This is a genomic window from Brevundimonas vesicularis (assembly GCF_027105095.1).
In the GTDB taxonomy this organism is placed as follows: Bacteria; Pseudomonadota; Alphaproteobacteria; order Caulobacterales; family Caulobacteraceae; genus Brevundimonas; species Brevundimonas vesicularis_E.
This window is the reverse complement of the sequence record NZ_CP114278.1, coordinates 1,009,403-1,035,411: the sequence shown is the minus strand read 5'-3', so window position 1 is coordinate 1,035,411 and position 26,009 is coordinate 1,009,403. Positions and strand designations below refer to the sequence as shown.

21 protein-coding genes are annotated in these 26,009 nt (G+C 66.7%); 7 read left to right on the top strand and 14 right to left on the bottom strand.

Annotation, left to right across the window (positions count from 1 at the left end; all coding sequences use genetic code 11):
• Positions 1-48 precede the first annotated feature (48 nt).
• The gene (locus O2K97_RS05085; protein WP_269220707.1) at positions 49-3,288 is read left to right on the top strand and encodes a PAS domain S-box protein; all 3,240 of its coding nucleotides are present in this window, start codon (positions 49-51) and stop codon (positions 3,286-3,288) included.
• 79 nt (positions 3,289-3,367) lie between these two features.
• Here the strand turns inward: O2K97_RS05085 and O2K97_RS05080 are convergent, their stop codons facing one another.
• Both O2K97_RS05080 and O2K97_RS05075 read right to left on the bottom strand, forming a co-directional pair.
• On the bottom strand, positions 3,368-3,724 hold the full coding sequence (locus O2K97_RS05080; protein WP_017504725.1) for a DUF6481 family protein: 357 nt from the start codon (positions 3,722-3,724) through the stop codon (positions 3,368-3,370).
• A gap of 245 nt (positions 3,725-3,969) precedes the next feature.
• Entirely contained in the window at positions 3,970-4,155 is a 186-nt protein-coding gene (locus O2K97_RS05075; RefSeq protein ID WP_017504724.1) for a hypothetical protein, read from the bottom strand.
• A gap of 513 nt (positions 4,156-4,668) precedes the next feature.
• Here O2K97_RS05075 and O2K97_RS05070 point away from each other — a divergent pair.
• A complete protein-coding gene (locus tag O2K97_RS05070) occupies positions 4,669-5,730 on the top strand; it encodes a cell wall hydrolase (RefSeq protein WP_269220706.1) in 1,062 nt (353 codons plus the stop codon).
• Positions 5,731-5,751: 21 nt separating this feature from the next.
• Here the strand turns inward: O2K97_RS05070 and nadC are convergent, their stop codons facing one another.
• The 5 genes from nadC to nadA are packed head-to-tail and all read right to left on the bottom strand — an operon-like array spanning position 5,752 to position 10,525.
• On the bottom strand, positions 5,752-6,609 hold the full coding sequence (nadC, locus tag O2K97_RS05065) for a carboxylating nicotinate-nucleotide diphosphorylase (RefSeq protein ID WP_269220705.1): 858 nt from the start codon (positions 6,607-6,609) through the stop codon (positions 5,752-5,754).
• Positions 6,606-8,120: an L-aspartate oxidase gene (locus O2K97_RS05060; RefSeq protein WP_269220704.1), complete on the bottom strand. Its 1,515-nt coding sequence runs from the start codon at positions 8,118-8,120 to the stop codon at positions 6,606-6,608. Before O2K97_RS05060 ends, nadC begins: the two co-directional genes overlap by 4 nt.
• Entirely contained in the window at positions 8,117-8,962 is an 846-nt protein-coding gene (locus tag O2K97_RS05055; protein ID WP_269220703.1) for a metalloprotease, read from the bottom strand. Before O2K97_RS05055 ends, O2K97_RS05060 begins: the two co-directional genes overlap by 4 nt.
• On the bottom strand, positions 8,955-9,434 hold the full coding sequence (locus tag O2K97_RS05050; protein WP_269220702.1) for a hypothetical protein: 480 nt from the start codon (positions 9,432-9,434) through the stop codon (positions 8,955-8,957). Before O2K97_RS05050 ends, O2K97_RS05055 begins: the two co-directional genes overlap by 8 nt.
• The gene (gene nadA, locus O2K97_RS05045; RefSeq protein WP_269220701.1) at positions 9,434-10,525 is read right to left on the bottom strand and encodes a quinolinate synthase NadA; all 1,092 of its coding nucleotides are present in this window, start codon (positions 10,523-10,525) and stop codon (positions 9,434-9,436) included. The genes O2K97_RS05050 and nadA overlap by 1 nt, the downstream gene beginning before the upstream one ends.
• Positions 10,526-10,715: 190 nt before the next feature.
• Here nadA and ilvA point away from each other — a divergent pair, with 190 nt between their 5' ends.
• Positions 10,716-12,230: a threonine ammonia-lyase, biosynthetic gene (gene ilvA, locus O2K97_RS05040; protein WP_269220700.1), complete on the top strand. Its 1,515-nt coding sequence runs from the start codon at positions 10,716-10,718 to the stop codon at positions 12,228-12,230.
• Between the two features lie 69 nt (positions 12,231-12,299).
• On the top strand, positions 12,300-14,507 hold the full coding sequence (locus O2K97_RS05035) for a methyl-accepting chemotaxis protein (protein ID WP_269220699.1): 2,208 nt from the start codon (positions 12,300-12,302) through the stop codon (positions 14,505-14,507).
• A 39-nt stretch (positions 14,508-14,546) separates the two neighbouring features.
• Here O2K97_RS05035 and O2K97_RS05030 read toward each other — a convergent pair whose 3' ends face one another.
• Positions 14,547-14,945: a host attachment family protein gene (locus tag O2K97_RS05030; RefSeq protein WP_269220698.1), complete on the bottom strand. Its 399-nt coding sequence runs from the start codon at positions 14,943-14,945 to the stop codon at positions 14,547-14,549.
• A gap of 109 nt (positions 14,946-15,054) precedes the next feature.
• Here O2K97_RS05030 and O2K97_RS05025 point away from each other — a divergent pair, with 109 nt between their 5' ends.
• On the top strand, positions 15,055-15,765 hold the full coding sequence (locus tag O2K97_RS05025; protein ID WP_269220697.1) for a LamG-like jellyroll fold domain-containing protein: 711 nt from the start codon (positions 15,055-15,057) through the stop codon (positions 15,763-15,765).
• Here the strand turns inward: O2K97_RS05025 and O2K97_RS05020 are convergent.
• From O2K97_RS05020 to O2K97_RS04995, 6 genes are all read right to left on the bottom strand, one after another.
• Positions 15,762-16,289 (bottom strand): methylated-DNA--[protein]-cysteine S-methyltransferase, encoded by a 528-nt coding sequence (locus O2K97_RS05020; protein WP_269220696.1) that lies wholly within the window; start codon positions 16,287-16,289, stop codon positions 15,762-15,764. The genes O2K97_RS05025 and O2K97_RS05020 overlap by 4 nt on opposite strands.
• Positions 16,273-17,364 (bottom strand): bifunctional transcriptional activator/DNA repair enzyme AdaA, encoded by a 1,092-nt coding sequence (locus tag O2K97_RS05015; RefSeq protein WP_269220695.1) that lies wholly within the window; start codon positions 17,362-17,364, stop codon positions 16,273-16,275. Before O2K97_RS05015 ends, O2K97_RS05020 begins: the two co-directional genes overlap by 17 nt.
• Positions 17,365-17,422: 58 nt before the next feature.
• The gene (locus tag O2K97_RS05010; protein WP_017504712.1) at positions 17,423-17,632 is read right to left on the bottom strand and encodes a helix-turn-helix transcriptional regulator; all 210 of its coding nucleotides are present in this window, start codon (positions 17,630-17,632) and stop codon (positions 17,423-17,425) included.
• Complete coding sequence (locus tag O2K97_RS05005; RefSeq protein WP_269220694.1) at positions 17,625-18,326, bottom strand: hypothetical protein; 702 nt, start codon at positions 18,324-18,326, stop codon at positions 17,625-17,627. Before O2K97_RS05005 ends, O2K97_RS05010 begins: the two co-directional genes overlap by 8 nt.
• A 72-nt stretch (positions 18,327-18,398) precedes the next feature.
• Positions 18,399-19,547, bottom strand: coding sequence for an HAAS signaling domain-containing protein (locus O2K97_RS05000; protein WP_269220693.1), 1,149 nt, complete (start codon positions 19,545-19,547; stop codon positions 18,399-18,401).
• Entirely contained in the window at positions 19,544-19,879 is a 336-nt protein-coding gene (locus O2K97_RS04995; protein WP_161638426.1) for a PadR family transcriptional regulator, read from the bottom strand. Before O2K97_RS04995 ends, O2K97_RS05000 begins: the two co-directional genes overlap by 4 nt.
• Positions 19,880-20,023: 144 nt before the next feature.
• Here O2K97_RS04995 and O2K97_RS04990 point away from each other — a divergent pair, with 144 nt between their 5' ends.
• On the top strand, positions 20,024-23,461 hold the full coding sequence (locus tag O2K97_RS04990) for a class I SAM-dependent DNA methyltransferase (RefSeq protein WP_269220692.1): 3,438 nt from the start codon (positions 20,024-20,026) through the stop codon (positions 23,459-23,461).
• Between the two features lie 184 nt (positions 23,462-23,645).
• Positions 23,646-25,871, top strand: a complete 2,226-nt coding sequence (gene uvrB / locus O2K97_RS04985) for an excinuclease ABC subunit UvrB (RefSeq protein ID WP_269221102.1) — start codon at positions 23,646-23,648, stop codon at positions 25,869-25,871.
• Positions 25,872-26,009 lie beyond the last annotated feature (138 nt).

Here is a 26,009-nt window from a genome sequence, read left to right as displayed (position 1 = left end):
CGAACCGACAGTATGAGCGCAGGCGGATCGAAACGGCGGATCGCGGGCATGGATCGCTGGCTGGTCGGCCTGGCGCGCCTGCCGACGGCCTCGTTCACTCACCGTCTGCTCGTCGGCGCGGGATTTGCGCTGCTGGGTCTGGCGTTGAGGGCGCTCGCGTCACCCCTCTATGGGGGCCTGACAGGCTTCACCATTCTGCTCCCGGCCGTCACGCTTGCGGCGCTGGCGGGCGGCTGGACCGGGGCCCTGACGGCGCTTGTCATCTGCACAGGCGGCGGCTGGGCGATCGTCGGCGTCACTGCGACTGGCCATGACGGTATTCTAGAGGCCGTCGGCGGCACAGCGACCTGGAACTTCCTGCTGGTCGGCCTGTTCATCGCCGCCATCGGCGCCTCGTTGCGAGGCGCCATCTCGCGACTGAGTGAAAGCGAAACCCGCTTTCGACAGCTGGCGGACACGGCCCCTTCGCCGATCTGGCTGATGGACGCCCAGGGCGAGTTCGAGTTCGTCAATGAAGCGCTGTTCGACCTGCATGGCATGAGCTTGGAGGCGCTCAAACAGGGCGGCTGGCGGTCGGCCGTCCACCCAAAAGATCTGGAGCAGGTGAAGGCTGCTGAAAACGCGGGCGCGGCCGGACGCCAGCCTTTTGAGATGGAAGCGAGGGTTCGGGATCGCGACGGTGTTTGGCGCTGGATGCGGGCCATCGCGCGGCCCCGCTTCGACGGCCAAGGCGCTTTCATGGGCTATGCCGGCATCTCTTTCGATGTGACCGAGACGCACGAGGCTCTGCAAAGCGCGGCGCAGGCCGAACGCAGACAAGCCTTCCTGCTGGATCTCAGTGATCGCCTGCGCGACCTGACCGATCCTGACGATATCATGGCCGAGGTCGAGAGCGGGCTGGGCGCGCTGTTAAAGGTCGACCGGGTGGGTTACGGCGAGGTCGACCAGACGGCCGGCGTCGTTTCCATGAGCCGCGACTGGACAGCAGGGGTAAGCAGCGCTCAGGGCCAGTTCGATCTCAACGCCTTTGGCGAAGGGCTGATCGCGGATCTGAACCAAGGCCGCACGATCCAGATCGACGACGTGAGGGAGGACGCACGCACGACGGCGTCCGCCAAGGCGTTCGAGGACATCCAGACCCGCGCCCTGATCCGCGCGCCGCTGATCCGGGCCGGACGTCTGCGCGCCTTCCTCTATCTCCACTCCGCCGCCCCGCGCGCCTGGACCGAGGCTGAGGTCAGTCTGGTTGAAGAGGTGGCCGCGCGGACCTGGGCCGAGGTCGAACGCGCGCGCGCCGAAAACGAGACCCGTGAAAGCGAGCAGCGGTTCCGCGCCATCGCCGACACCGCACCGGTGCTAATCTGGGTCACCAACCAGGATCGCACGCGCGCCTTCGTCAATCGGGCGTATGTGGACTTTTACGGGTCTGACTATGAGACCGTCCTCAACCTGGATTGGCGCGCCGCGCTCCATCCCGAGGATCAGAACCGCATTCTGACGGAATCGGTCGCTGGAGAAGCGACCTGCGAGCCCTTCTCGATGGAGGCGCGTTACCGCCGCCATGACGGCGAGTGGCGCTGGCTCAAGTCGTTCTCTCGTCCGCGGCTCGCGGGACAGGACATTGTCGGCTTCGTCGGCGTGGCCTTCGACGTCACGGACATGCGCGTCGCGCAAGCCAAGCTGGAAGAATCCGAGAACCGCTTCCGCACCGTCGCCGACAGCGCGCCGGCGTTGATCTGGATGAGCGACGACGCCGCCCAGATGATGTTCGCCAACAGGCGCTACCGCACCTTCTTCGGCGTCGAGGCCGACTCGCATCTGCCCGACAGTTGGAGGCGACTGATCCACCCGGACGATGAAGGCGTCTTCGCCGCGGCCTTCATGCGCGCCTTCGAGGCGCGGGACCGGTTCGAGGCCCTGACCAGGATCAATCATCCGACACTCGGCCCGCGCTGGCTGCGAACCGAAGGCGTGCCGCGCTTCGACGCCTCCGGCGTGTTCCAGGGCTATGTCGGCGCCTGTCTGGACGTCACCGACGCCAAGAAGGCCGAGGACGATCTGAAACGGATCAACGAGCTTCTTGAAGAACGGGTCGATGCGGCCCTGATCGAAAAGGCTCAGGCCGAGGCCCAACTGGTCCACGCCCAAAGGATGGAGGCGGTGGGTCGGCTGACCGGGGGCGTGGCGCACGACTTCAACAATCTGCTGACCGTCGTGATCGGCGCCCTGGACATCATCCTGCGCAGCGACGATGCGGCCAAGCGCAGGAAGTTGGGCGAGGCGGCGCTGGCCGCGGCGCGACGGGGCGAGAGCCTGACGCATCAGTTACTGGCCTTCTCGCGTCGTCAGGCGCTGCGCCCCGAACCGATCGACCTGAACGCCCTGATCCGTGAGAGCGAACCGCTGCTGCGCCGGGCCGTCGGCGAGGCGGTGGACTTCAAGGTCAAGCTGAAGCGCGGCGGCGCGCGGGCCAATGTCGATCCGGCCCAGTTCGAGGCCGCGCTGCTGAACCTGATCGTCAACGCCCGCGACGCCTTGGGCGACGTCACCGGCGCCAAGGGCCGCCAGGCCCGCATCACCGTGCAGACGCGGGCCTGCACCGTCGAGGCGGGACAAATCGCCGAGCTGGCGGCCGGCGACTATGTCTGCGTCAGCGTCGCCGATAATGGTGAAGGCATGTCGCCGGACATCCGCGACCGGGTGTTCGAACCCTTCTTCACCACCAAAGGCGTCGGCAAGGGGACGGGCCTGGGGCTGAGCCAGGTCTATGGGTTCGCGCGCCAATCGGGCGGCGGCGTCCAGATCATCTCCGAGCCGGGACGCGGGGCCGAGATCTGCATCTTCCTGCCGCCCCTGTCGGCGGAAGACGCCGCGATGACGTCGAACCTGGTCGCCGCCGATGGCGCCCCCTTGGTCGAGGGCGGGCGGATGTTGCTGGTGGAGGACGACGCCGGCGTCGCCGCCATCGCGCTCGAAATCCTGGAAGGTTTCGGGCTGGAGGTCGACTGGGCCGAGACGGGCGACGATGCGCTGAAGTTCCTTCAGGCCGACGACTTCGATCTGATGCTGACCGACGTGGTGATGCCCGGCGGCATGAGCGGCATCGATTTGGCGCGCGAGGCGGCGGCGCGCTGGCCGGATCTGCGGATCGCCCTGACCTCGGGCTACGTCGGCGAGGACGTGGATGCGGTGCTGGCCGACACGGTCTGGCCGCTGCTGCGTAAACCCTATTCGTCGGACCAGTTGCGCGCCCTGCTGGAACGCCTCAGCGCCGCGACGACGAACTAACTAACAAGGGAACTGACGGCCAAAGAAAAACGCGCCGCAGCGATACGACGCGTCGATCTTCTTGGAGCCGCAGTTGGATTTAGCGGCGGGCCTTGCGGGCGGCGTAACGCGCGTCGCGCTTGGCCTTCTGCTCTTCCTTGGTCAGTTGCTTGCGCGCCTTGCGGTCGGCGCGCTTCTCGGCGTCGATCTCTTCCTGAGCGGCGAGTTCGGCGGCCAGACGCGCGGCTTCCTTCTCGGCCTTCTCGCGACGCAGCTCGGCCTTGGCCAACTCGTGCTGCTGACGCAGGGCTTCCTTTTCGGCGGCGCGCTTTTCAGCCAGGCGGTCGAACTCGGGATCGGGCGCGGCGGCCTTGGGCTTGAATTTGGCGAGCAGGGCCTTCTTGGCCTCTTGCTGGGCGGTAATGCGGTCGGAGAATCCGGTCTTCAGATCTTTCATGCGAAAGCGTCAGGGTTCCTTGTGAGCGACCAGGGCGGTCGTCGGGGGTCAGGCTGCGTCACGCACGGCCCGAAGCGGGGCGCACAAAGCCGATAAGCGCGCGAAAATCAAGTTTCGCAGCCCGCAAATCGGCCCGATGCGTCATTTGGAGCGTTGCGGCGGCGTGGCCGCAACACTCCGATCAGATAGGCGACGTGGCCCGTATCGCAAGCGCGGCCATATGAACACGCACCACCATAGCTATCTTAATTCGGCTTCTGCGCCTGACCGACAGCAGCGCCGGCAGCGCCGCCGACTGCGGCTCCGACCGGCCCGCCGACGACCGCGCCGGCGATCGCGCCGCTGGCGGCCTTCTGTTCGATGGTCGCGCCACAGGCGGACAGCGTGAGCGCCGTGGCCACGGCGGCGGTCAGAACAATGATCTTCGACATGGGCTTCTCTCCGAAAGGCCACGCTTCAACGCAAAATCGAGGCTGCGGTTCCTGTCTTCGGTTTTAGTTCCGTGCTGGACGGTCGTCATAATTCTAAACAGTTTTGAGCCATGCAGTTAGTCTGCTGCGCCGCAGCACAACCACACACGACAAGTCCAACTGTAGTCGGATACAGTATTCAGACGATTGATTGCGCCGTCATCGCCATGTTGCAGCCACACAGGCCTTCGCGACTAAAAAATACCTGTCGAATCTGAGGGCTTAACCATCGGATTGCGAATCGAACACATTGACGCCATAAAAGGCTGGCTAAAGGCCCGTCCTCGACGCCCGGGCCAGTGAGCCGAGCGCCGGAATTTGCAGGCTGGACCGCGACCGCGAGAGGTCGCCTCGCCGGCAAGACTACCCCCGGGGGCCGCGTTTCTCGCCCTGCTGAACAGGACTATCTCGTTGTCGCATTCCTCGCAGACGCGCGCCATTTTGCGCGCCGATCGTGTGGCCAAGATCAAGCCCATGACGGCTGTCGCAGCCTTTGGCGGTCTGATGGGACTGGCGATCGGATGCGCCTATCTGGGCGGCACGACGGCGCGCGCGACGACGCTGCGCGCCCAGGCCGAACGGATTCAGGGCGCCACCGCCGCTGGGTTCACGGAAGAAGCCCTCGCCGCCGCCGCCGGCGGCCTCGACGCCAGCGCCCTGACCATTGCGCGTCGTCATGATCCCTACACCAGCGCGGGCTCGGCCCAGCGCGACCGCCAGTCCGAACTGCTGGCCGCCCGTCTCGAACAACTTCGCGCGCCCGGCGACCCCAACCTTCGCCGCGCAAGCCTGACCGCACCGACCGCCGCGCCGGCCTTCCGCGTCGCCAACGCCCTGGACGCCAGCCGCGATCTCGATTGCCTGACCCAGGCCGTCTATTATGAAGCCCGTGGCGAGGGCGCCGACGGCATGAAGGCCGTGGCCCAGGTCGTCCTGAATCGCGTGCGCCACCCCGCCTTCCCCAAGACGGTCTGCGGCGTCGTCTTCCAGGGCGCGGCGCGCAGCACCGGCTGCCAGTTCTCCTTCACCTGCTCCGGCGCGATGCGCGGCCGCGTCAACCAGGCCGCCTGGAACCGCGCCAGGACCGTGGCGTCGAACGCCATGTCGGGGTCGGTCTTCTCGCGCGTCGGCAATGCGACCCATTTCCACACCACCGCCGTGACGCCGGGCTGGCGTTCGTCGCTGGTGCAGGTCAGCCAGGTCGGCAGCCATCTGTTCTATCGCTTCGGCGGCCGTTCGAGCACCGGCGGGACCTTCACCTACGCGGCCCGTCGCGCGGCGCCGGCGGACCAGCCGCGCCTGATCCAGGCCGGCCTCAACCCGGTCGAGACCGCGCGGCAGGCCGGACAGGCGGTCGCCTATTCGATGGTGCTGGCGCAGGAAGGTCGCGCCATGCCCGCGCCGGCGGCCCAGTCGACGACGTCTTCCGCTGTCCCCACGCGCGCCGCCGCGGCCCAACCGGCTTCGCGCCCTGCGCGGGCGAACGAGACTTCGGCCAAGACCGACGTCGCCGAAACGGCCTCCAGCCCCGCGTGATCGGCGGACGCCTACAAGCCGTCAGAGCGCGTCCAGGCCGATATCCAGAACCGGCGCCGAATGGGTCAGGGCGCCGACCGAGATGACGTCCACCCCTGTCTCGGCGATACCGCGCACGGTGGTCAGATCGACCCCGCCCGAGGCCTCCAGCACGATCCGCCCAGCGACGCACGCCACGGCGGTGCGCAGGTCGTCGAGGCTGAAGTTGTCCAACATGATGACGTCAGGAGCCGCGCCCTCGTCGATCAGGGCCAATACGGCGTCCAGCTGATCCAGCCCATCGACTTCGACCTCGACCTTCATCAGATGCGGGGCGAAGGCCTTGGCCCGCCGTACCGCCTCGGCGACCCCGCCGCAGACAACGACGTGGTTGTCCTTGATCAGGATGGCGTCATCCAGACCGAAGCGATGGTTGATCCCGCCGCCGCAGGCCACCGCGTGCTTCTCAAGCGCGCGCAGCCCGGGCGTGGTCTTGCGCGTATCCGCGATGCGCGCCTTGGTCCCGGCGACGGCTTCGACATAGGCGCGCGTCAAAGTCGCCACGCCGCTGAGCCGCCCGACCAGATTGAGCGCCGTCCGCTCGGCCGAGAGGAAGGCGCGCGCGTCAGCCTCGACCACCGCCAGCACGGCGCCCGCGTCAAAGGCGTCGCCGTCTCTGAAACTCAAATCGACCGAGGCCTTGGGGTCCATGGCCAGCACGGCCAGGCGCACGCAGTCGATGCCCGCCAGCACGCCAGGCTTCCTCGCCGCAAAGGCCGCCCTCATCCGCGCATCCTCTGGGATGCAGGCCATGGCGGTCACATCGCCCGCCCGACCCAGATCCTCGGCAAGCGCCAGCCGCACGACAGGCTCGATCAGGACTTCTGGAAGTCGTCTCATTCCGCCGCCTCCAACGCCGCCGGGTATGGGATTCGCACGCGCGTATGCACCGCCGCCCCATCCGTCTGCGGATAGTCCGACCGGTAGTGCCCGCCCCGGCTCTCGCGCCGGTCCAGAGCCGCCTGGGCGATCAGCCGCGCCGCCAGAAGAACAGCCGCCGGCCCGCACTGCCTCTCCAAACGGTCGATCAGGGCGATCAGGGCCTGCAGCCCTTCCGCATCGCGCACCACACCCGCATACGCCGTCATGGCGGTCCGCAGTTCGGCCATCGCCGCATCCGGCAGGTCCGGCGAAATCTCCGTCGCCAACGCACGGCCGCCGCCAGTTTCCACGGCCGCCGACCGGCCCGCGCGTCGACCGAAGGCCGCCGCTTCCAGCAGGGAGTTGGACGCAAGCCGGTTGGCGCCGTGCACGCCGGTCGCCGCGCACTCTCCGACCGCATAAAGGCCCGCGACCGTCGTGCGGCCGTCGGCATCGGCGGCGATCCCGCCCATGTGATAGTGGCAGGCCGCCATCACCGGGATCGGGCTAACGCGCGGGTCCAGGCCGGCGCGCATGCAGGCGGCGAAGACGGCGGGAAACGCGTGAGGAAACTCGCCCCCGATCGCCGTGCGGGCATCCAGAAAGGCCCCTCGCCCGTCGGCGCGCGCTGCATGGACCGCGCGGGCCACCACGTCGCGGGGCTTCAGGTCGGCGTCGTCCGCCTCGCCCAATAGAAAGCGTCCCCGACCATCGATCAGTCGCGCGCCCTCGCCCCGCAAAGCCTCGGTCGCCAGCGGCGCGGGGTCCAGTCCCACGTCGATAGCCGTGGGGTGAAACTGCACGAACTCCGGATCGAGGATTTCCGCGCCGGCGCGCGCCGCCAGCGCCATCCCCTCGCCCTTCAGCGCCGCCGGGGTTGTGGTCGCCGCGAACAGACCGCCCGCACCGCCAGTGGCCAGCACCACCGCCGTCGCCGTGATCTCGACCAGGCGGTCGCCGCGCACGACCACCGCCCCGACCACTCGGCCGTCGGCATCCTTCGACAGGGCCTTAAGCCGCGCGTCGTCCCAGACCTCGATCAAACTCTCAGCCCGCACCGCCGCGACGACGGCCGACAGGATCGCCCGGCCGGCGCCGTCGCCGCCGACCCGGGCCACGCGGGGAACGGAATGGGCCGCCTCCAGGCTGACGACGAAGCCGCCGTCCGCATCCCGGTCGAACGGTGCGCCCACCGCCGCAAGCCACTCCACCGTCTCGCGCCCGGCGTCGGTCAGGGCGCGCGCCGCGACCGGCTCGACCAGGCCCGCGCCCGCCGCCTCGGTATCGCTGGCGTGCAATGCGGCCGAGTCCTGCGCCGTCAGCGCCGCCGCCATCCCGCCCTGCGCCCAGGCGGACGAACAGGCGTTCAGCAAGGGCTCGGGCGTCACGACCAGAACCTTGGCCCCAGCCTTCGCCGCCTCCAGCGCGGCCGACAGCCCCGCCAGGCCCGCTCCGACGATCAGAGGTCCGTCATGCCGCATTCGGTTCATCGTCCAAAGCCCAAATAGTCGAGGCCCAATTGCACCGCGCCGGCCGGATCGCCCCCGTTCATCGGCATCAGGGCGCCGACTGCCGCCGCCGCGCACACCGCCAAGGTCAGCAGATAGAGCGCCAGGCTCTTGCCCGCCTCGGGCCAGCTCAGGGTTCCCCAGGCCGCGCGCCAGACGCCACGCTTCAGATGGCTGAACACCGACAGGGCCAGAAAGGCGGCCAGAATGAACCGCCCGGTCGTCAGCCCCCACCAGACCACCGCCACGCCGATGACCAGCAGCACGATCTGCTCCAGGCGCGGATGCACACGCGTCAGCACCGGGCCAAGAGCCTTGGATCCATCCAGAGGCGGCGCCGGCACAAGGTTAACCAGATTGAGCATGGCGATGAAGAAGGCGCCCATCAGCCATTCGCCCTGCCCCAGAACCATCCAGACCCCGACGAAGGGGATCATCGCCAGCAGGCCGAACGCCGGTCCGGCCAACGAGACTAGCACGCCGTCCCACTCGCTCTTCGGCTCACGCCGCGCCTTGGCCAGGCCGCCGAGGAAGGGGATGATGTAGATGCGGGCCGGCCCCATGCCGAGCTTGTTCATCGCCAGAGCGTGACCCGCCTCATGGACGAACAGGCCGATTAGCACCGCGCCCGCCACGATGGCGCTGCCCGTGATCCACCACAAGAAGCCGCCCATCAGCGCTGTGGACAGCATGGCCCACACCAGGCTCTGGTCCTTCTCGACCGGCACCTCCACGGCGGCGCGCTCGTCCGGCGCCTCGCGGACGGCGGCGTCATTTGGCTTGATGTCCCAAGGCCCAGGACGATTTGAAGCGTCTTCAGTCATTGACGCTAAGTTGCGATGGACGAGCAATTTCGTACTCCTCCAGACGCCTGGTCGCGGCCTCCACCACATGACTATCGAAGCGGTTAGGCATCTCAGCGATCACGTATTCGAACACAAGGTGAGGCAGACCAGCATCAACTAGATAGTGAAAGCCATCACTTGGCTCGCTCTTCAAAGCCAAATCGCTCATCGTTTTTACGATGCCTTGCTTGGCAGCCTTGTTTCTCGTTCGTTGCAACCGAGTGGTCTTACCATTCGCTTGGGTGCGGACTTGTTCAGCTGCGGTGATGGCCTGCCAAAAGCGCTGCGTGAGCCAATCCGACAAATCGGCCGTGCCGATGTCCGCGTCGGGAGACATGCGGCACAACCAATCTAACGCCTCTCCATACACTTGGACATTCTCAAGCCGTTGGGCGTTGGCCATAAGATTGCGAAGTTCGGTCGGTGTCAGATCCTGATAATTGATCGACATCAGATCAGCTCCACATCGACGTGGTGGCGCGCCTTGACCAGATCGTAGCGCGCGGGGATGGCGGGCGGCGGCAGGTCGATCATTCGCTGCACCGCCAGGCGTCCGCGTTCGATCATGTCGGCCGGCACCGTGACCTCGAACTGCATGTGCAGCAGGCAGTCTCGGATGTTCTGCAACGTGATCCGCTTCATGTGGGGGCACAGGTTGCACGGGCCGATGAACTGCACGCCCGGCACGTCGCCAGCGACGTTTGAGGCCATCGAACATTCGGTGATCATCACCACCTGTTTGGGCCGGCGCGCCTCGACATAGTCGGTCATCGCCGCCGTCGATCCGGCGAAATCCGCCGCCGCCAGCACGTCCTCAGGGCATTCGGGGTGGGCCAGGATTTCGGCGCCGGGATAGACGGCACGCATCTCGGCGATATCGTCGACCGTGAACCGCTCGTGCACCTCGCAGCGGCCTTTCCAGGCGATGATGCCGACCGTCGTCTGGGCCGCGACGTTGCGCGCCAGGAACTCGTCCGGGATCAGGATGACCCGGTCCACGCCCCATTCTCTGGCCGCCCACTCAACCACCTGAACAGCGTTGGCGGACGTGCAGCAGATGTCGGTCTCGGCCTTCACATCGGCGGTGGTGTTCACATAGGTCACGACCGGCAGGCCCGGATAGCGTTGCTTGATCAGCCGCACGTCCGCTCCGGTGATGGAGGACGCCAGCGAACAGCCCGCGCGCAGGTCAGGGATCAGCACGGTCTTTTCCGGGCTCAGGATCTTGGACGTCTCGGCCATGAAATGCACGCCCGCCTGGACGATCACCTTCGCGTCCGACCGCGCGGCCTCCTTGGCCAGACCCAGGCTGTCGCCGACATAGTCGCCGACGCCGTGGAAGATCTCGGGCGTCATATAGTTGTGGGCCAGGATCACCGCGTCGCGCTCGCGCTTCAGCCGGTTGATCTCGCTGATCAGGCGCGCCTGCGCGGGCCATTCCAGCGGCGTGACGTGGTCCTTGACCTTGGCCCACACCCCGGCGGTTTCCCGCGCCAGCTCTTTTGTCAGACCAAAGGCGCCGTCAGCCATGATCATCTCCATACCCTTATGCTCACATTTAGCATAAGCAGGCGCAATGTAGGCCGATGCGGACGCTGTGCAAGAGGAAATGCATACCTCTCCGTGCAAGTCACAGACGACCGCGATTTGCAAAAACCGTTCCCAAGCGGGCGGATATCGCCTAGATGGCAGCCCACTTCTTTGCCCCTAAGCGCCTATTCACGACATTTCCATGCAGGACACCATCCGCCGCATCCTGACCGCCCGCGTCTATGACGTGGCGGAGGAGACGCCTCTCGACCCGCTGCGCCGCCTCTCGGTGCGGCTCGACCGGCCCGTTCTGCTGAAGCGCGAGGACTTGCAGCCGGTGTTTTCGTTCAAGATCCGCGGCGCCTATAACAAGATCGCCGGCCTATCGGAGGACGAACTGTCCAGGGGCGTCATCTGCGCCTCGGCCGGCAATCACGCGCAAGGGGTGGCCCTGGCGGCCGCACGCCGCAACATTCCCGCCACCATCGTCATGCCGACCACCACACCCGGCATCAAGGTCGCGGCCGTCCGCGCCCTGGGCGGCGAGGTCGTCCTGCACGGCGACAGCTTCGACGAGGCCTACGCCCACGCCCGTGAGCTGGAGGGCCGGACCGGCGCGGCGTTCATCCATCCCTTCGACGACCCCGACGTCATCGCGGGCCAAGGCACCGTGGGCCTCGAGATCGCCCGCCAGCACGCCGATCCGATCGAGGCCGTCTTCGTGCCCATCGGCGGCGGCGGCCTGGCCGCCGGGGTCGCGGCCATCGTCAAATTCCTGCGGCCCCAGACCCGGATCATCGGCGTCGAGCCGGTGGATGCCCCCACGATGAAGGCCGCCATCGATGCGGGCGAGGTCGTCACCCTGAACGAGGTCGGCCTGTTCGCCGACGGCGTCGCCGTGCGTCGTGCGGGCAGCGAGACATTCCGCATCTGCAAGAATCTGCTGGACGAGATCGTCCTGGTCGACACCGACGCCATCTGCGCTGCGATCAAGGACATTTTCGACGACAGCCGCGCCATCGCCGAGCCCTCCGGAGCCGTCGCGCTGGCGGGGCTGAAGGCCTGGGCCGCCGCTCATCCCGGTAGCGGCAGCCTGATCGCCATCAACTCGGGCGCCAATTTGAACTTCGACCGGTTGCGCCATGTCGCCGAACGCGCCGAGATCGGCGAGGGCGCCGAGGCCCTGCTGGCTGTGGCGATGAAGGACGACCGCGACGACTATCGTCGATTCCTGGACAGTCTGGACGGCCGTTCGGTCACCGAGTTCAACTACCGCTGGTCCGGCGACGGGCAAGCGCAAATCTTCGTCGGCGTCGCCCTGCGAAACGGTCCGCATGAACGCGACGACCTGATCGCGGCCCTGCGTTCGGGCGGTTACGCCGTCGAGGACATGAGCGACAACGAGACCGCCAAGCTGCACGTCCGCTACATGGTCGGCGGCCGCACCGTCGGTCTGCCCCACGAACGCATCCTGCGCTTCCAGTTCCCCGAACGCCCCGGCGCCTTCCTGCGATTCCTGAACAGCCTACAACCCGCCTGGGCCCTGACGCTGTTTCACTATCGCAACCACGGCGACGACGTCGGCCGGGTGCTGGCGGGGATCAGCGTGCCGCCCCACGAGCAGGCCCAGCTGACCAACGCCCTGGCCGATCTGGGCTACCCCTACGTCGACGAGACCGCCAACCCGGCGTGCCGCCTGTTTCTGGACGGTGCGTAACTACGTAGTGCGACCTTAACCGGACGTTTGCGGGCGGCGGCGCATGGATACAGGCCTACGGAGCCCGTCATGTTCTCGTTCAATCGCCTGTCCATCGCCCTGAAGCTCGCCGTTGTGGCGGGACTCGCCATCGGCGCCTTGATGATTGTCGCCGCCGTCGGCGTGACGGCCTATTCCGGCGCCATCGTACGCGACATGGCCGGCCGATACGCCCAAAGCGCCGCTCAGGAGGCGTCTCAGGAAATCCGCAACGAGATCGTTTCCGCCGGCACGGGCGCCAAGACCTTGGCCGCGACCTTGGGCGCGGCGCGACAGACGGGCCTGACGGATCGCGCCGCCTATCTGGCCCTGATCAAGCCGAACGCGGAGGCCACCGATCAGGTCATGGGCGCCTGGTTCATGGCCGCCCCGGACGCCGTGGGGGCCGACGCCGCCCACCGCGGGGATGCGGCGACCAGCTCCAACGTCAACGGTCGTCTCTCGATCTATTGGGTGCGCCGTGACGGTCAGATCGCGATGGAGCCCGAGGCTGACGGATCGGACTTCGAACAGGCCTATTACACCGAGCCGATGGCCAGCGGCGCGCCGGTCGTGGTCGAGCCCTATGAAGAAAGCATAGGCGGCGGCAAGGTGGCGATGACTTCGGTCGCCTATCCGGTGCGCGCCAACGGCCGCATCATCGGCGTCGCGGGCCTGGATATCACCTTGGCCAACCTGTCGCAGCGCTTGGCGGCGATGAAGCCGCTGGGCGCCGGCCGCGTCACCCTGGTGTCGAACAAGGGCGTCTGGGTCGCGCATCCCGACGCCGCCGTGCGTGGCAAGGCCTATGCCGACGCCGGCGCGGACATCGTGCGCAACGTGATCGCCAAAGGTCAGACCCAGACGGTCGAGGGCGTCAGCGTGAACGGCGAGCCGGTTCGACGTCTGGTCCAGCCTGTGATCCTGCCCGGTCAGAAGGCGACCTGGGCCGTCGTGCTGGATATCCCCGTCAAGACGATCGAGGCCCCGGCGCGCCAGCTGGCCTTGATGCTTCTGGTCGGCGGCGTCCTGATCATCGCCGCCATCATCGTCGCCCTTCTGGTCACCAGCGACCGTCTGATCCGACGCCCGCTGGCGCGTCTGACGGCCGATGTGCGGACCATGAGCGAAGGACGCTATGACATTCCCGTCGCCGGTGCGGACAAGGCCGATGAACTGGGCCAGATTGCGCGGGCGCTTGAAGGTTTCCGGCTCGAGCTTGCCGACGGTCTGACGCGTCGCGATCAGCAGCAACGCGAGCGTGCGGCCGCCGAAACCGATCGTCGCCGGCACGCCGAGGAGACCGAGCTTTTCGCCGCCTCGCAAACCCGCGCCGTCGAGACTTTGGGCGAAGGTCTGTCGCGTCTCGCCGCCGGCGAACTGGCCTGGCGGATGCCGGAGGCGGGCTTCACCGCAGACACGCGTCGCATCCCGGAAGATTACAACGCCGCCTTGCATCAGTTGCACACAACGATGACCGGCATCTGGACCACGGCCCAGTCGATGCGCGGCGGATGCCAGGACATCGCCGCCGCAGCCGACAGCCTGTCGCGCCGGACCGAACAGCAGGCCGCCGGTCTGGAGCAGACCGCCGCCGCACTGGACGAGCTGACGCAGACGGTGCGCAGCAGCGCCGAAAACGCCGAGCGCGCCCGCGACATCACAGAGGCGGCGAAGGCGGCGGCCGACAGGGGCGAAACCGTCGTCCACGACGCGATCGGCGCCATGTCGGAGATCGAGCAGTCCTCGACCCAGATTAATCAGATCGTCGGCGTGATCGACGAGATCGCCTTCCAAACCAGCCTTCTGGCCCTGAACGCCGGCGTCGAGGCCGCCCGGGCCGGGGAAGCCGGGCGCGGTTTCGCCGTCGTGGCCTCCGAGGTGCGGGGCCTGGCCGAACGGTCAGCCAGCGCCGCAAAAGAGATCAAGGGTCTGATCGCCCTGTCGCAAAGCAATGTGCAGCGCGGATCCGATCAGGTGTCGCTGACGCGCGATAGCCTCAGCGCGATCGCCACACAGGTGGCGGAGGCCAACGCCCTGGTTCGCACCATCGCCGCCGCCACACGCGAACAGTCCGTCGGCATCGGCGAGATCAATGTGGCGATCAATCAGATGGATCAGTTCACCCAACAGAACGCCGCCATGGTCGAGGAATCCACAGCCGCCAGCCACGCCCTGACGAACGAGGCCGGCGAACTGGAGGGTCTGATCAGTCGCTTTGATCTGGGTCAGACGGCGCAGTCGAGACGCGCCGCCTGATCAAGGGACGGGTGCCGCGCAGCGCCCGTCTGACTGACGTTATGCCTTGTCGATGGCGGCGGCGATCTGATCGCTGGAATGGCCGGTCAGGTCCTTGGCGATCTCGCCGACCAGCTTGGCTTGAAGGTCCTTATGCCAATGCTTGCGCAGTTCGCCGAGAGTCTTGGGCGCTGCGATCACCAGCAGTTCGTCGATCTTGTTGGTGACCGACCATTTGTTCAGCACCTCGGCGACGCCCATGGCGAAGCCGTCCTCGGCCTGGGTGTCGTTGTCGGGGTTGGCCTCGTTGGATCGACGACCGGCCGAACCCGACACGCGGTCCGCGATCGTAGGGGTCTCCAGCGGCGTCAGCTTGATGTCCGAGGCGTTCGTGTTCTTGAACAGGGCCAGCTTCTCGCCATCGACCACCGCCACCAGCGCGCCATTGGAAAGTTTCATCGTCGATACTCCAGTGTGTAGGGATCGAGACAACGAACCGGGACGCAGGCCGTTGCCTCACGCCCCCGATCCCATAGTGTCGCGCGACAAAGCCGCCCGGAGATGAACCATGCCTGACGTCCTGCCGCTGGACCGCCGCCGCCTGATGGCCCTGGGCGCATCAGGCGCCGCGGCTGTGATCCTGCCGGGGTGCGCGACCATGACGACTGCATCGCCGCGCCAGTCGGTATGGACCTTTGATCGCCTGACCGACATCGGGGGGATCGAGACCCGTGTCGAAGGCGCACCGAGCCTGATCGACAGTCACTTCGGCCGAGCGGTTCAGTTTGACGGCGTGGACGACGCCCTTTTCATCGATCAGCATCCGCTGGCCGGGGCCGAGACTTTCACGTTCGAGGCCCTGTTCCGACCCGACGGCGGCGCCTTCGAACAGCGCTGGTTTCATCTCGCCGAAGAGGCGCCGGCCGGTCAGCCACCGTCGCAGACGCGCTTCCTGTTCGAGATCCGCGTGGTTCAGGACCGCTGGTACCTGGACGCCTTCACGCGCGGCCCCGGATACAACCACACCCTGATCTTCCCCGAGCGGCTCCATCCGTGCGGACAGTGGTTCCACGTCGCCCAGACCTTCGACGGCGTCCTGTACAGGGCCTATGTCGACGGCGTTCTGCAGGGAGAGCACCCGCTGCTGTTCACGCCGCAAGGGCCAGGCCGCGCCTCGGTCGGTTGCCGCATCAACCGCGTGAACTACTTCAAGGGCGCGGTGCGTCAGGCCCGCTTCACCTACGCCGCCCTGCCGCCCGAACGGTTCACGCGGGGCTAAAGCAGCCGGCCGCCCGCTTCATGCGCCAGCAGCCAGCGTTTGCGCTCAAGTCCGCCGGCATAGCCGGTCAACGTTCCATTCGCTCCGATCACGCGGTGGCAGGGCACGATGACGCCGACCGGATTGGCGCCGTTGGCCAGGCCCACGGCGCGGACGGCCTTTGGCGCGCCGATGGCCGCAGCGAGCTGACCATAGGTGCGGGTCTCGCCCGTCGGGATGTTGCGCAAGGCCTTCCACACCGCGCGTTGGAAATCCGTGCCGCCGGTGCGGACCGTGATCGCGTCAAAGGCGGTCAGATCACCGCCGAACCAGGCCTCGACCGCTCGCCGCACCGGCTCCGGCGCACGGCCTTCGGTCAGCACGACCTCACCGTAGTGGCGGCGCAGCAGCAGGCGCAGACGGGCTTCGTAGTCGTGGAAGTCCAACGCCCGCACCGCGCCGTCGGCGTCGGTGACGACCAGCACCTCGCCCACAGGCGACGGGATGCGATCCAGGGTCAGATGCATGTCAGGCTGCTCGGTCATCTCGCCGCTCCTCGCTCAGGGCCCAATAGAGTGCGCCATAGGCCCGCCATGGCCGCCACCGCTCGGCGCGCGACAGCAGCGCGGCGTCCGTCGTCTCCAGCCGGTCGCTGGGCGCATCCTCGCCGGCGTCGATCCAGTCGCCCGCGAGCCTCAACCCCGGCCTGGCCCTGGTTGCGGCGTGCAGAACGGGATCGGCCGACAGGTCGCGCGCGATCGCCTCGGGATCGGCGCCGAGGTCGAACACGCGCCGCACCCGCGCTAGCACACCCGGCAAGGCCTTCAGATTGTCGATCCGCGCCTCGACCGCCGCCTTGCCCGGTTGGGCGGGGCGCACCGTCACCGAACCGTCCGTGCCGTCCACGTCGGGGTGCAGCCGCCGGGTCCAGACGCCATCGACAACCGTCTCGCCCGCGACGCCGCGCGTCGCCAAGGTCGTCATCATGGCGTCCCAGTCATAGGGCGGGCGATAGGACAGACCGATCTTGATCACCCCGCCCGCTTCGGCCTGGACCTTGCGACGTCGCAGGTCGGACGGTGCGCGACCATAGAGGGCCTGAAACGTTTCGTTGAAGCGTCGCACGCTGCCGAAACCCGACGCCATCGCCACCTCGGCCATCGACAGGGCACTCTCATGGATCAACTGTTTGGCCAGGAGGACGCGCCGTGTCTGGGCCACGCTGACCGGGGCCGCGCCCAGATGCTGGCGGAACAGGCGGCGCAGCTGCCGCTCGCCCATGCCCAGCCGTGTTGCCAGTGCGTCCGTGTCGCCGACATCCAGCGCCCCTGCCTCGATCAGGGCCAGGGCCCGGCTGACGGTATTGGACGTGCCGCGCCAGGCGCCCATTTCCGGCGCCGTCTCGGGCCTGCAACGCAGACAGGCCCGTAAGCCCGCAGCCTCGGCCCCTGCGGCGCTGGGGTGAAAGACCACATTCTCGCGCTTCGGCGTCCGCGCCGGGCAGACCGGCCGACAGTAGATGCCCGTCGAGGTCACGCCGGTGAAGAAACGCCCGTCGAAACGGGCGTCCCGCGCAACGATGGCGCGCCAGCAGGCCTCCTGATCCAACAGCTGATCCATGTCCGCAGGATGCGCCGAGCGCCCGCCGATGTCTCGCGGTTTTCGGACATGAATCGGATCAGTCTCTCAAGAAGAACAAGGCCTCCACCGTCGTGTCCAAGGCCCGGGCGAGTTCAAGGGCCAGGACAGTCGAGGGCACGAAGACGCCGTTCTCGACCGTATTGATGGTCTTGCGCGAGACGCTGGCCTTGTCGGCCAGCCCCTGCTGCGTCAGGCCCGCGGCGGTGCGCGCCTCCTTCAGCCGCGAGCCGAGCCTGGGATCACCCATCGCGACCGGCCTCGCGATCCAGCCAGGCGAACCGCAGGCCCGCCGACGCCCCGCCCAGCGCCAAGACATAGGGCAGAGCCAGCACGCCATAATCTGCGCGCCACAGACCTAGCCCCAGCGCCACGGTGACCCCTCCCATCAGCACGACGAAGGCCAGGATCATCGACCGCGCCCGCAGAACCTGCGTCAGCTCGTCTTCCATCAAACGGCGGTTCTTCTGCGCGTTCCAGTCCCAGCCCATCAGCAGAACAGGGATCAGCCAGCCGTACAGGACCGGCAGGAGGATCTGGACATAGGCGCCGAGATTGTGGTCGCCGCCCAAGACCCGCAGCATGGCGCTGTGGGCTTGGACCATGAACATCAACATGATCACCGGGTAGAGGATCAGTAGTCGTGTGCGCTCTCGCTGCAGCTTGTCGCGGCGCGACCCTTCTCCACCTCCAGCGACATTGATCGGCCGACCTGGCCGTCCGCACCAGGCCATAAGCCCACCCACGATCAAGAGGCCAAAACCCACGCCCGCAGCCACACCCGCCGTCGTCGCTTGATCAGCATCGGCCCCGAGAAAAAAGGCGAAGCCTGCGCCGTTGACTATGGCGGCGGCGCCGATGACGAGCATGGCGACGCCGCCCCACCAGTATCGGCGCCGGCTCGACTGCACCCGCAGAACCGCGGCGTTTTCATCCTTGTTCACGACTTCCTCCTGAAGTAACCTTGAGGTGACATATCACCTATAGGTTACACGCCGTCAAGAGGCATCTTCGCCTTATCGACCGACGACCAGCCGCGCCGCCGCGCGGATGACCCGCACCACCTCTGCGGCGAAGGCCCAGACGACCACGACCATCAGGATCGTCGCCACCCCGCCCACATCGTCGCCGGAGCGGCCGATCAGAACCCGAATCCGATCCACGAAATCGGTGACGCTGCCGACCCAGATCAGCGGCGACAGGGCCGACCAGAACCAGACCCACAGCAGCCCCCAGGCGGCGGCGATCCCGAACGCCAGGTCGCCCAGCGCCGTCAGCCGCGCATTGCCGCCCGACGCCGCCCGCATCAGGTCGAAGCCGATGCGGCAGGCGGCGAACAGGGCGACCGGCCAATAGGCGACGCTGATCATGTCCGTCAGGATGCGGCCGTAGTTGACGCCGTCGATCACGCCGAACAGCTCGTCGGGCGAGACCGGCCGCGTCTGAAGCAGGCCCGTCCACCACAGCAGCACCACGGTCCAGCCGATGGCGCTGGCCACCGCGCGCGCCACGGGCGACATCTCGGCGCTCTTGCGCACGGCGCGGCCTGACTTCGAGGCCCCTTCAGCGCCTCTGGTGAACCATTCGCCCTTGGCCATCCGTTGGGCGGTCCACCGTTCGGCGTCGAAATCGCCGCCCAGCTCGAACACACCCAGATCCTTGACCCGCCATTTGGCGATGAAGTCGGGGCGGCACGACTGCCGCTCCAGCACGAAGCCAACGGCGGTGAGCAGACCGACGACCGTGATCGCCCCGCTGATCAGGCTGGAGATCCCCTGCCCGATCGCCTGACCCACATAGACGTCGCCGACCAGGACCCGCACCGCCAGGCCGATCAGGGTGACGGCCGCCATGACCGTCAGCCCGACCTTCAGCCCGAACATCCACCACGGATAAAGCTCAGGCCCGATCAGCGCATGCGGTCCAGGGCGATAGCGCGCCGCCACGCTCAGCGGATGACCGACCTCGCGCAGCAGGGCCTCGACCTCGTCGTCGGTCGGCGCGCGCCCCAGACGGGCCTCCAAGGCCTCGAGACGCCCCATGATCTCGTCGCGCAGCTCGGCGACGATGTCCTCGCGGTTGTCCTTCGGCAGCTGGGCCGCCACGGCCTTCAGATAACGTTCGACCAGGTCCATGCCGGTCTCTCCCTCTTTCCCGGTGTTCACAGCATCTTCTCCAGCGAGGCCGACAGGCCGCGCCATTCCACAGCGAGCCGTTCCAGCATCGCCTCCCCGCGCGACGACAGGCGGTAGAACCGCTTCTTGCGCCGCTCCTCCTCGCGCCATTCGCTGTCCAGCAGCCCCTGGCTCTCCAGCCGGCGCAGCAGCGGATAGAGGGTGCTCTCCTCCATCTCGACCCCGACCTCGCCCAGGGCGACCCGCAGCGAATAGCCGTATTGCTCGCGCCTGAGGCTCGCCAGCACGGCCAGGATCAACGACCCCCGCCGCAGCTCCAGCCGCAGGCTCTCGAACAGCAGCGCCTCGTCGTTCTCGCTCACTCGCCATCTCCGTGCGTCACATAGTGTGTGACGCACAGTGTATGGGGCATACTGTGTGAGGGTGTCAAGCGCGAACAGCTTCATTCCCGCCTTGCAACCTCTCGGCGATCTAGGCCAAGTGCGCCCTTCTTGGGGGAGACTGACTTGGACGTCGACACGTTCATCGAACGCTGGAGCCAGGCCCGCGGCGGCGCCGAGCGCGCCAACTATCAGATGTTCCTGACGGAGCTGTGCGAAGCGCTGGGTCTTCCGCGCCCCGATCCGGCCAGCGACGACACCCGCACCAACGACTATGTGTTCGAGCGAGGCGTGAAGCGGCGCGAGTCCGAAGGCCTGGCCTCGACCCTGAGGATCGACCTGTACAAGCGCGGCTGCTTCATCCTGGAGGCCAAACAGTCGCGGGCGGCGCATCGCGACGACGGGCAGGGCACGCTGTTCAAGGCGGACGAAACCGCCTCGACCGCCGCGTCGCAGGGCAAGTGGGACGTGCTGATGCGCAACGCCCGGCGTCAGGCCGAGGACTATGTCTTCCGCCTGCCGGCCGACCACGCCGCCCCGCCCTTCATCATCGTCTGCGACGTCGGCTATGTGTTCGAGGTCTACGCCGACTTTTCCGGCAGCGGCCGGGCCTATTCGCACTTCCCCGACCGCAAGGGCTTCCGCATCCGGCTGGAGGATCTGCGCGACGAGAAGATCGTCAAGCGGCTGAAGGCGATCTGGACCGAGCCCCTGTCGCTGGACCCGACCCGCGAGTCGGCCCGCGTCACCCGCCAGATCGCCGAGCGACTGGCCGAGGTGTCCAAACGGCTGGAGAAGAACCACCCGGCGGAAGAGGTCGCCCATTTCCTGATGCGGTGCATCTTCACCATGTTCGCCGAGGATGTGGACCTGTTGCCGCGCGGGCGGTTCACCGCCCTGCTGAAGGACCAGTTGGACCATCCCGAGAGCTTCGCCCCTATGCTGCAGGCCCTGTGGAAGAGCATGGACGCGCCGGAGTATGAGAACCGCTTCTATGCCGGCTTCGGCCTGCATCTGCGCCATTTCAACGGCAGCCTGTTCAAGAACGCCAAGGCCTTCCCCCTGGGGCGCGAGGAGATCGGGGAACTGCTGGCCGCCTCCAGCCACGACTGGCGCTATGTGGAGCCGGCCATCTTCGGCACCCTGGTCGAACAGGCGCTGGAGCCGGGCGAGCGGCGCAAGCTGGGCGCCCACTACACCCCGCGTTCCTATGTTGAGCGGCTGGTCGAGGTGACGGTGATGGAGCCGCTGCGGGCCGACTGGAACGCCGCCCTGATCAAGGCGGGGGATGCGCGGGAGCGGGGCGACGCCGCGCACTCAAGCAGCGCGGAGCGCGATAGTGCAAAGAGAGAGGCCGTGGCGGCGATCCGCGCCTTCCACCATCAGCTGTGCACCACCCGTGTGCTGGACCCGGCCTGCGGCACCGGCAACTTCCTCTATGTCTCGCTGGAGCTGATGAAACGGCTGGAGGGCGAGGTGCTGGAGGCCCTGGCCGAACTGGGCGAGACCGAGGGCATCGGCTTCGAGACCGTCGATCCGCACCAGTTCCTGGGCATCGAACTGAACGTCCGCGCCGCCGCCATCGCTGAACTGGTGCTGTGGATCGGCTATCTGCAACAGCATTACCGCAACAGCGTCGAACACCCCGCCGAACCGATCCTGAAGGCCTTCGGCAATATCCAGCAGAAGGACGCGGTCCTGACCTGGGACGGCTATCCCGAGCATCAGTTCGAGATGAGGGACGGGGTTGCGGTTCAGGTCTATCCGAACGCGCGGCGGCCGGACTGGCCGGAGGCGGAGTTCATCGTGGGCAACCCGCCGTTTATCGGCGGCAAGGATCTGCGTTCACGCATGATGACCGGCTATGCCGAGGCGCTATGGAAGGCGCACAAGGCGATGAACGAAAGCGCCGATTTCGTCATGTATTGGTGGGATCGGGCAGCGGAGTTGCTCACCCGCAAGAAAACGGCGCTGCGCCGGTTCGGCTTCGTCACGACCAACTCGATCAGCCAGGTGTTCCAGCGTCGAGTGATGGAGCGGCATATGAACGCCAAGGCGCCAGTGTCGATTATCTTCGCTGTGCCGGATCATCCTTGGACCAAAGCGACGAAAGACAGCGCGGCGGTCCGGATCGCAATGACGGCGGTTCGCTCGGGATCGCACGAGGGCGAGCTGCGTGAGGTCGCTTCTGAGGCTAAGCTAGACACTGATAATCCGACTTTAGATTTCATCTCGCGGATCGGTAAGATCAACTCGGACTTGACCTTGGGCGTGGATGTGAACCGGGCAAGCCCGCTGCTTGCCAACAAAGGTCTTTGCGTGAACGGAATGAAGCCGCTCGGCGCGGGCTTCATTGTTTCGGAGGTAGAGGCTAGGCATCTAGGTTTGGGCACCCGCCTTAATGCTGATGCTCACATTCGCCCGTACCGAAACGGGCGCGACCTGACGGCTTACCCCAGAGGCGTCTACGCAATCGATTTTTGGGGCATGACGCCTGTAGAGGTTCGTCACGCCTTTCCTGAAGCGTATCAACATCTATTAGCGACAGTGAAGCCGGAGCGAGACGAGGCTGCTAGGCGTTCGCCCACGCGAGACGCTCAGGAGTATGCTGAGCGTTGGTGGACCTTCTGCAAGCCAAGGCAGGAACTGCGGGAGTTTTCATCCAATGTGACCCGTGTCTTAGTCACCGTTCAGACTGCAAAACATAGAATCTTCCAGTTCTTGCCAACTGAGATCATGCCGGACCAGAAGCTAATGGTCATTGGGTCGGACAGTGCGGACCTGATGGCAATGCTGTCGAGCCAAATTCACACCGCCTGGACTCTGCGAACGTGCAGTTGGTTAGGGATGGGAAATGACTCCGTCTACGTGAAGGTCCGTACCTTCGACCCGTTCCCCTTCCCAGACCCATCCGACGCCCTCCGCACCACCCTCCGCGATCTCGGTGAGGAACTCGACGCCACGCGCAAGACGGTGCAGGCCGAGCATCCGGACCTGACCCTGACCGGCCTCTATAATGTGCTGGAGAAGATCCGCGCCGGGACGCCGCTGGACGCCAAGGATCAGGACGTCAAGGAACGCGGCCGGGTGTTGATCCTGAAGGATTTGCACGATCAGATCGACCGGGCGACCGCCGACGCCTATGGCTGGCCCCACGACCTGAGCGACGAACAGATTCTAGAACGGCTGGTCGCCCTGAACGCCGAACGCGCGGCGGAAGAGGCGGCGGCCCATGTCCGCTGGCTGCGGCCCGACTATCAGATTCCGCGCTTCGCCAAGGGCGCCGCCGCCAAGTCCGGTCGACTGGACCTGGGCGAGACGGTCGTCGCCATCGACAAGAGCCTGCCGGCCTTCCCCAAGGACAAGGGCGAACAGGCCATGGCCATTCACGCCGTGCTGGAGGCGGCGCACCGTCCGATGGACGCCGCCGCCGTGTCGCGCGCCTTCAAGGGCGGCGGCAAGCGGATCGAACAGCGGGTGGTCCAGGCCCTGTCGACCCTGGTCCGCTATGGCTGGATCACCGCCCTGCCGGGGGGAACCTACGTCGCGCGCCGCGCGGCCTGACGGGCGGGAGCAACCCTTGCGGTCGTGCGGCGCTATGGCGGGAGACCTCCTCACGCACTAAGTTCTGTTCATGAACCGTTCTTCGACGCCGAAGCCCGCCGCCGCAAAGTCGGCCAAGCCCGTTCACGTGCCCAATCCGGGGGTGCAGGAGGCGTCGGCCGCCTTCCTGCGCGACACCGGAAAAATGCCGATGTTCGCCCCGGTCGCCGGGCCGCGCCTGACGCCGGAGGAGCCGGTCGCCGCGCCCGCCGACTGGGTGCCGCACCGCCCCTCGCACGAGGGCAAGAAGAAGGGCGGGCGCTTCCGCCTGGAGACCAAATACACGCCCGCCGGCGACCAGCCCGCCGCCATCGCCGAACTGGTGGCCCAGGCCCAGGACGGGGACCGCGACCAGGTCCTACTGGGCGTCACCGGCTCGGGCAAGACCTTCACCATGGCCAAGGTGATCGAGGAAACCCAGCGCCCCGCCCTGATCCTGGCGCCGAACAAGACGCTGGCGGCCCAGCTCTATTCCGAGTTCAAGTCATTCTTCCCCGATAACGCGGTCGAATACTTCGTCAGCTACTACGATTACTACCAGCCAGAGGCCTATGTCCCGCGTACGGATACGTACATTGAAAAGGACTCAAGCATCAATGAGCAGATCGACCGGATGCGGCACTCTGCGACGCGCGCTATACTAGAACGGGAAGACGTCATTGTGGTGGCGTCGGTGTCCTGCATCTACGGGATCGGGTCGGTTGAGACCTATACGGCGATGACGTTCACGCTGAAGGTGGGGGACCAGATCGACGAGGCGAAGCTGCGGGCGGATCTGATCGCGCTGCAGTACAAGCGCAACGACCTGAACTTCGACCGGGGCATGTTCAGGAAGCGGGGCGATGTGATCGAAATCTTCCCGGTCCACCTGGAGGATCGGGCCTGGCGCATCAGCCTGTTCGGGGACGAGTTGGAGGCGATCCAGGAGTTCGATCCGCTGACGGGCAAGAAGACGGCCGATCTGAACGAGATCACCGTCTATGCGGCCAGCCACTATGTGACCCCGCGCCCGACGCTGAACCAGGCCGCCGCCGGCATCAAGGCGGAGCTGAAGGAGACGCTGGACTGGATGGTCGAGAACGGCAAGCTGCTGGAGGCCCAGCGGCTGGAGCAACGCACCCGCTTCGACCTGGAGATGATGGAGGCCACCGGCAGCTGCGCCGGCATCGAGAACTACAGCCGCTGGCTGACCGGCCGCGCGCCGGGCGAGCCGCCGCCGACCTTCTTCGAATACATCCCCGACAACGCCCTGCTGTTCGTGGACGAGAGCCACGTCACCATCGGCCAGATCAACGGCATGTTCCGGGGCGACTACCGCCGCAAGTCGACGCTGGCGGAATACGGCTTCCGCCTGCCCTCCTGCATCGACAACCGCCCGCTGAAGTTCGAGGAATGGGAGGCCATGCGCCCCCAGACGGTGCACGTGTCAGCCACCCCCGGCCCGTGGGAGATGGAACAGGCGGGCGGCGTCTTCGTCGAGCAGGTGATCCGCCCCACCGGCCTGATCGACCCGCCGGTCGAGATCCGTCCCGTCTCGGGCAAGACCCGCAACCAGGTCGACGACGTCATCGACGAGGTCAAGGCGACGACAGCCAAGGGCTATCGCAGCCTGGTCACCACCCTGACCAAGAAGATGGCCGAGGACCTGACCGAATATATGCATGAGCAGGGCATCCGCGTCCGCTACATGCACTCCGACGTCGATACGCTGGAGCGGATCGAGATCCTGCGCGACCTGCGGCTGGGGACGTTCGACTGCCTGATCGGCATCAACCTGCTGCGCGAGGGTCTGGACATCCCCGAGTGCGGCCTGGTCGCCATCCTGGATGCGGACAAGGAGGGCTTCCTGCGCTCGGAGACCTCATTGATCCAGACCATCGGCCGCGCCGCACGCAATGTGGACGGCCGCGTCATCCTGTACGCCGACCGCATGACCGGCAGCATGGAGCGCGCCATCGCCGAGACGGACCGCCGTCGCGAACGGCAGATGGCCTACAACGCCGAACACGGCATCACGCCCGAAACGGTCAAGCGCGACATCAAGGAGATCATGGACAGCCCCTATGAGTCGCGCGAGATGGATCGCCTGACCAAACCGGGCGTGGCCGAAGCCTCCAAACCCTTCGTCGGCTCCAACTTCCAGGCCGCCCTGCGCGACCTGGAAGGCCGCATGCGCGAGGCCGCCTCCAACCTGGAGTTCGAGGAAGCCGGCCGCCTGCGCGACGAGATCAAGCGCATGAAGCTGATGGACCTGGAGTTCGCCAACGAAGCCCTGACCGGCGCCGGCGAAGCCGTCGACAAGTCCGCGCCCAAACGCTGGCGCGCCGAGGCGGCGGCGGAGGCACAGGAGCGGTTCAGGAAGGGGCGATAGCTCAAAGCGGTGCCAGATTACCGCGGCCTTCTGTATCGGCGAGGCGGCTTTTTGCTATATCGGTCCTGAAGCGGCCACTCTTTAAGCGTGATGAACCTAAATATCCTCTCTCTCGCTTTTGACAGGGAAGCAGACGTT

Excerpts from the sequence above, each read along its gene's own strand:
- ilvA (WP_269220700.1), top strand. The coding sequence starts at position 10,716 with ATGCAGGACACCATCCGCCGCATCCTGACCGCCCGCGTCTATGACGTG.
- O2K97_RS05010 (WP_017504712.1), bottom strand. The coding sequence starts at position 17,632 with ATGGGTGATCCCAGGCTCGGCTCGCGGCTGAAGGAGGCGCGCACCGCC.
- O2K97_RS05020 (WP_269220696.1), bottom strand. The coding sequence starts at position 16,289 with ATGACCGAGCAGCCTGACATGCATCTGACCCTGGATCGCATCCCGTCG.
- O2K97_RS05030 (WP_269220698.1), bottom strand. The coding sequence starts at position 14,945 with ATGAAACTTTCCAATGGCGCGCTGGTGGCGGTGGTCGATGGCGAGAAG.
- O2K97_RS05080 (WP_017504725.1), bottom strand. The coding sequence starts at position 3,724 with ATGAAAGATCTGAAGACCGGATTCTCCGACCGCATTACCGCCCAGCAA.
- O2K97_RS05025 (WP_269220697.1), top strand. The coding sequence starts at position 15,055 with ATGCCTGACGTCCTGCCGCTGGACCGCCGCCGCCTGATGGCCCTGGGC.
- O2K97_RS05035 (WP_269220699.1), top strand. The coding sequence starts at position 12,300 with ATGTTCTCGTTCAATCGCCTGTCCATCGCCCTGAAGCTCGCCGTTGTG.
- uvrB (WP_269221102.1), top strand. The coding sequence starts at position 23,646 with ATGCCGATGTTCGCCCCGGTCGCCGGGCCGCGCCTGACGCCGGAGGAG.
- O2K97_RS05050 (WP_269220702.1), bottom strand. The coding sequence starts at position 9,434 with ATGTCGATCAATTATCAGGATCTGACACCGACCGAACTTCGCAATCTT.
- nadA (WP_269220701.1), bottom strand. The coding sequence starts at position 10,525 with ATGGAGATGATCATGGCTGACGGCGCCTTTGGTCTGACAAAAGAGCTG.
- O2K97_RS05085 (WP_269220707.1), top strand. The coding sequence starts at position 49 with ATGGATCGCTGGCTGGTCGGCCTGGCGCGCCTGCCGACGGCCTCGTTC.
- nadC (WP_269220705.1), bottom strand. The coding sequence starts at position 6,609 with ATGAGACGACTTCCAGAAGTCCTGATCGAGCCTGTCGTGCGGCTGGCG.
- O2K97_RS05075 (WP_017504724.1), bottom strand. The coding sequence starts at position 4,155 with ATGTCGAAGATCATTGTTCTGACCGCCGCCGTGGCCACGGCGCTCACG.
- O2K97_RS05015 (WP_269220695.1), bottom strand. The coding sequence starts at position 17,364 with ATGGATCAGCTGTTGGATCAGGAGGCCTGCTGGCGCGCCATCGTTGCG.
- O2K97_RS05055 (WP_269220703.1), bottom strand. The coding sequence starts at position 8,962 with ATGACTGAAGACGCTTCAAATCGTCCTGGGCCTTGGGACATCAAGCCA.
- O2K97_RS05070 (WP_269220706.1), top strand. The coding sequence starts at position 4,669 with ATGACGGCTGTCGCAGCCTTTGGCGGTCTGATGGGACTGGCGATCGGA.
- O2K97_RS05060 (WP_269220704.1), bottom strand. The coding sequence starts at position 8,120 with ATGAACCGAATGCGGCATGACGGACCTCTGATCGTCGGAGCGGGCCTG.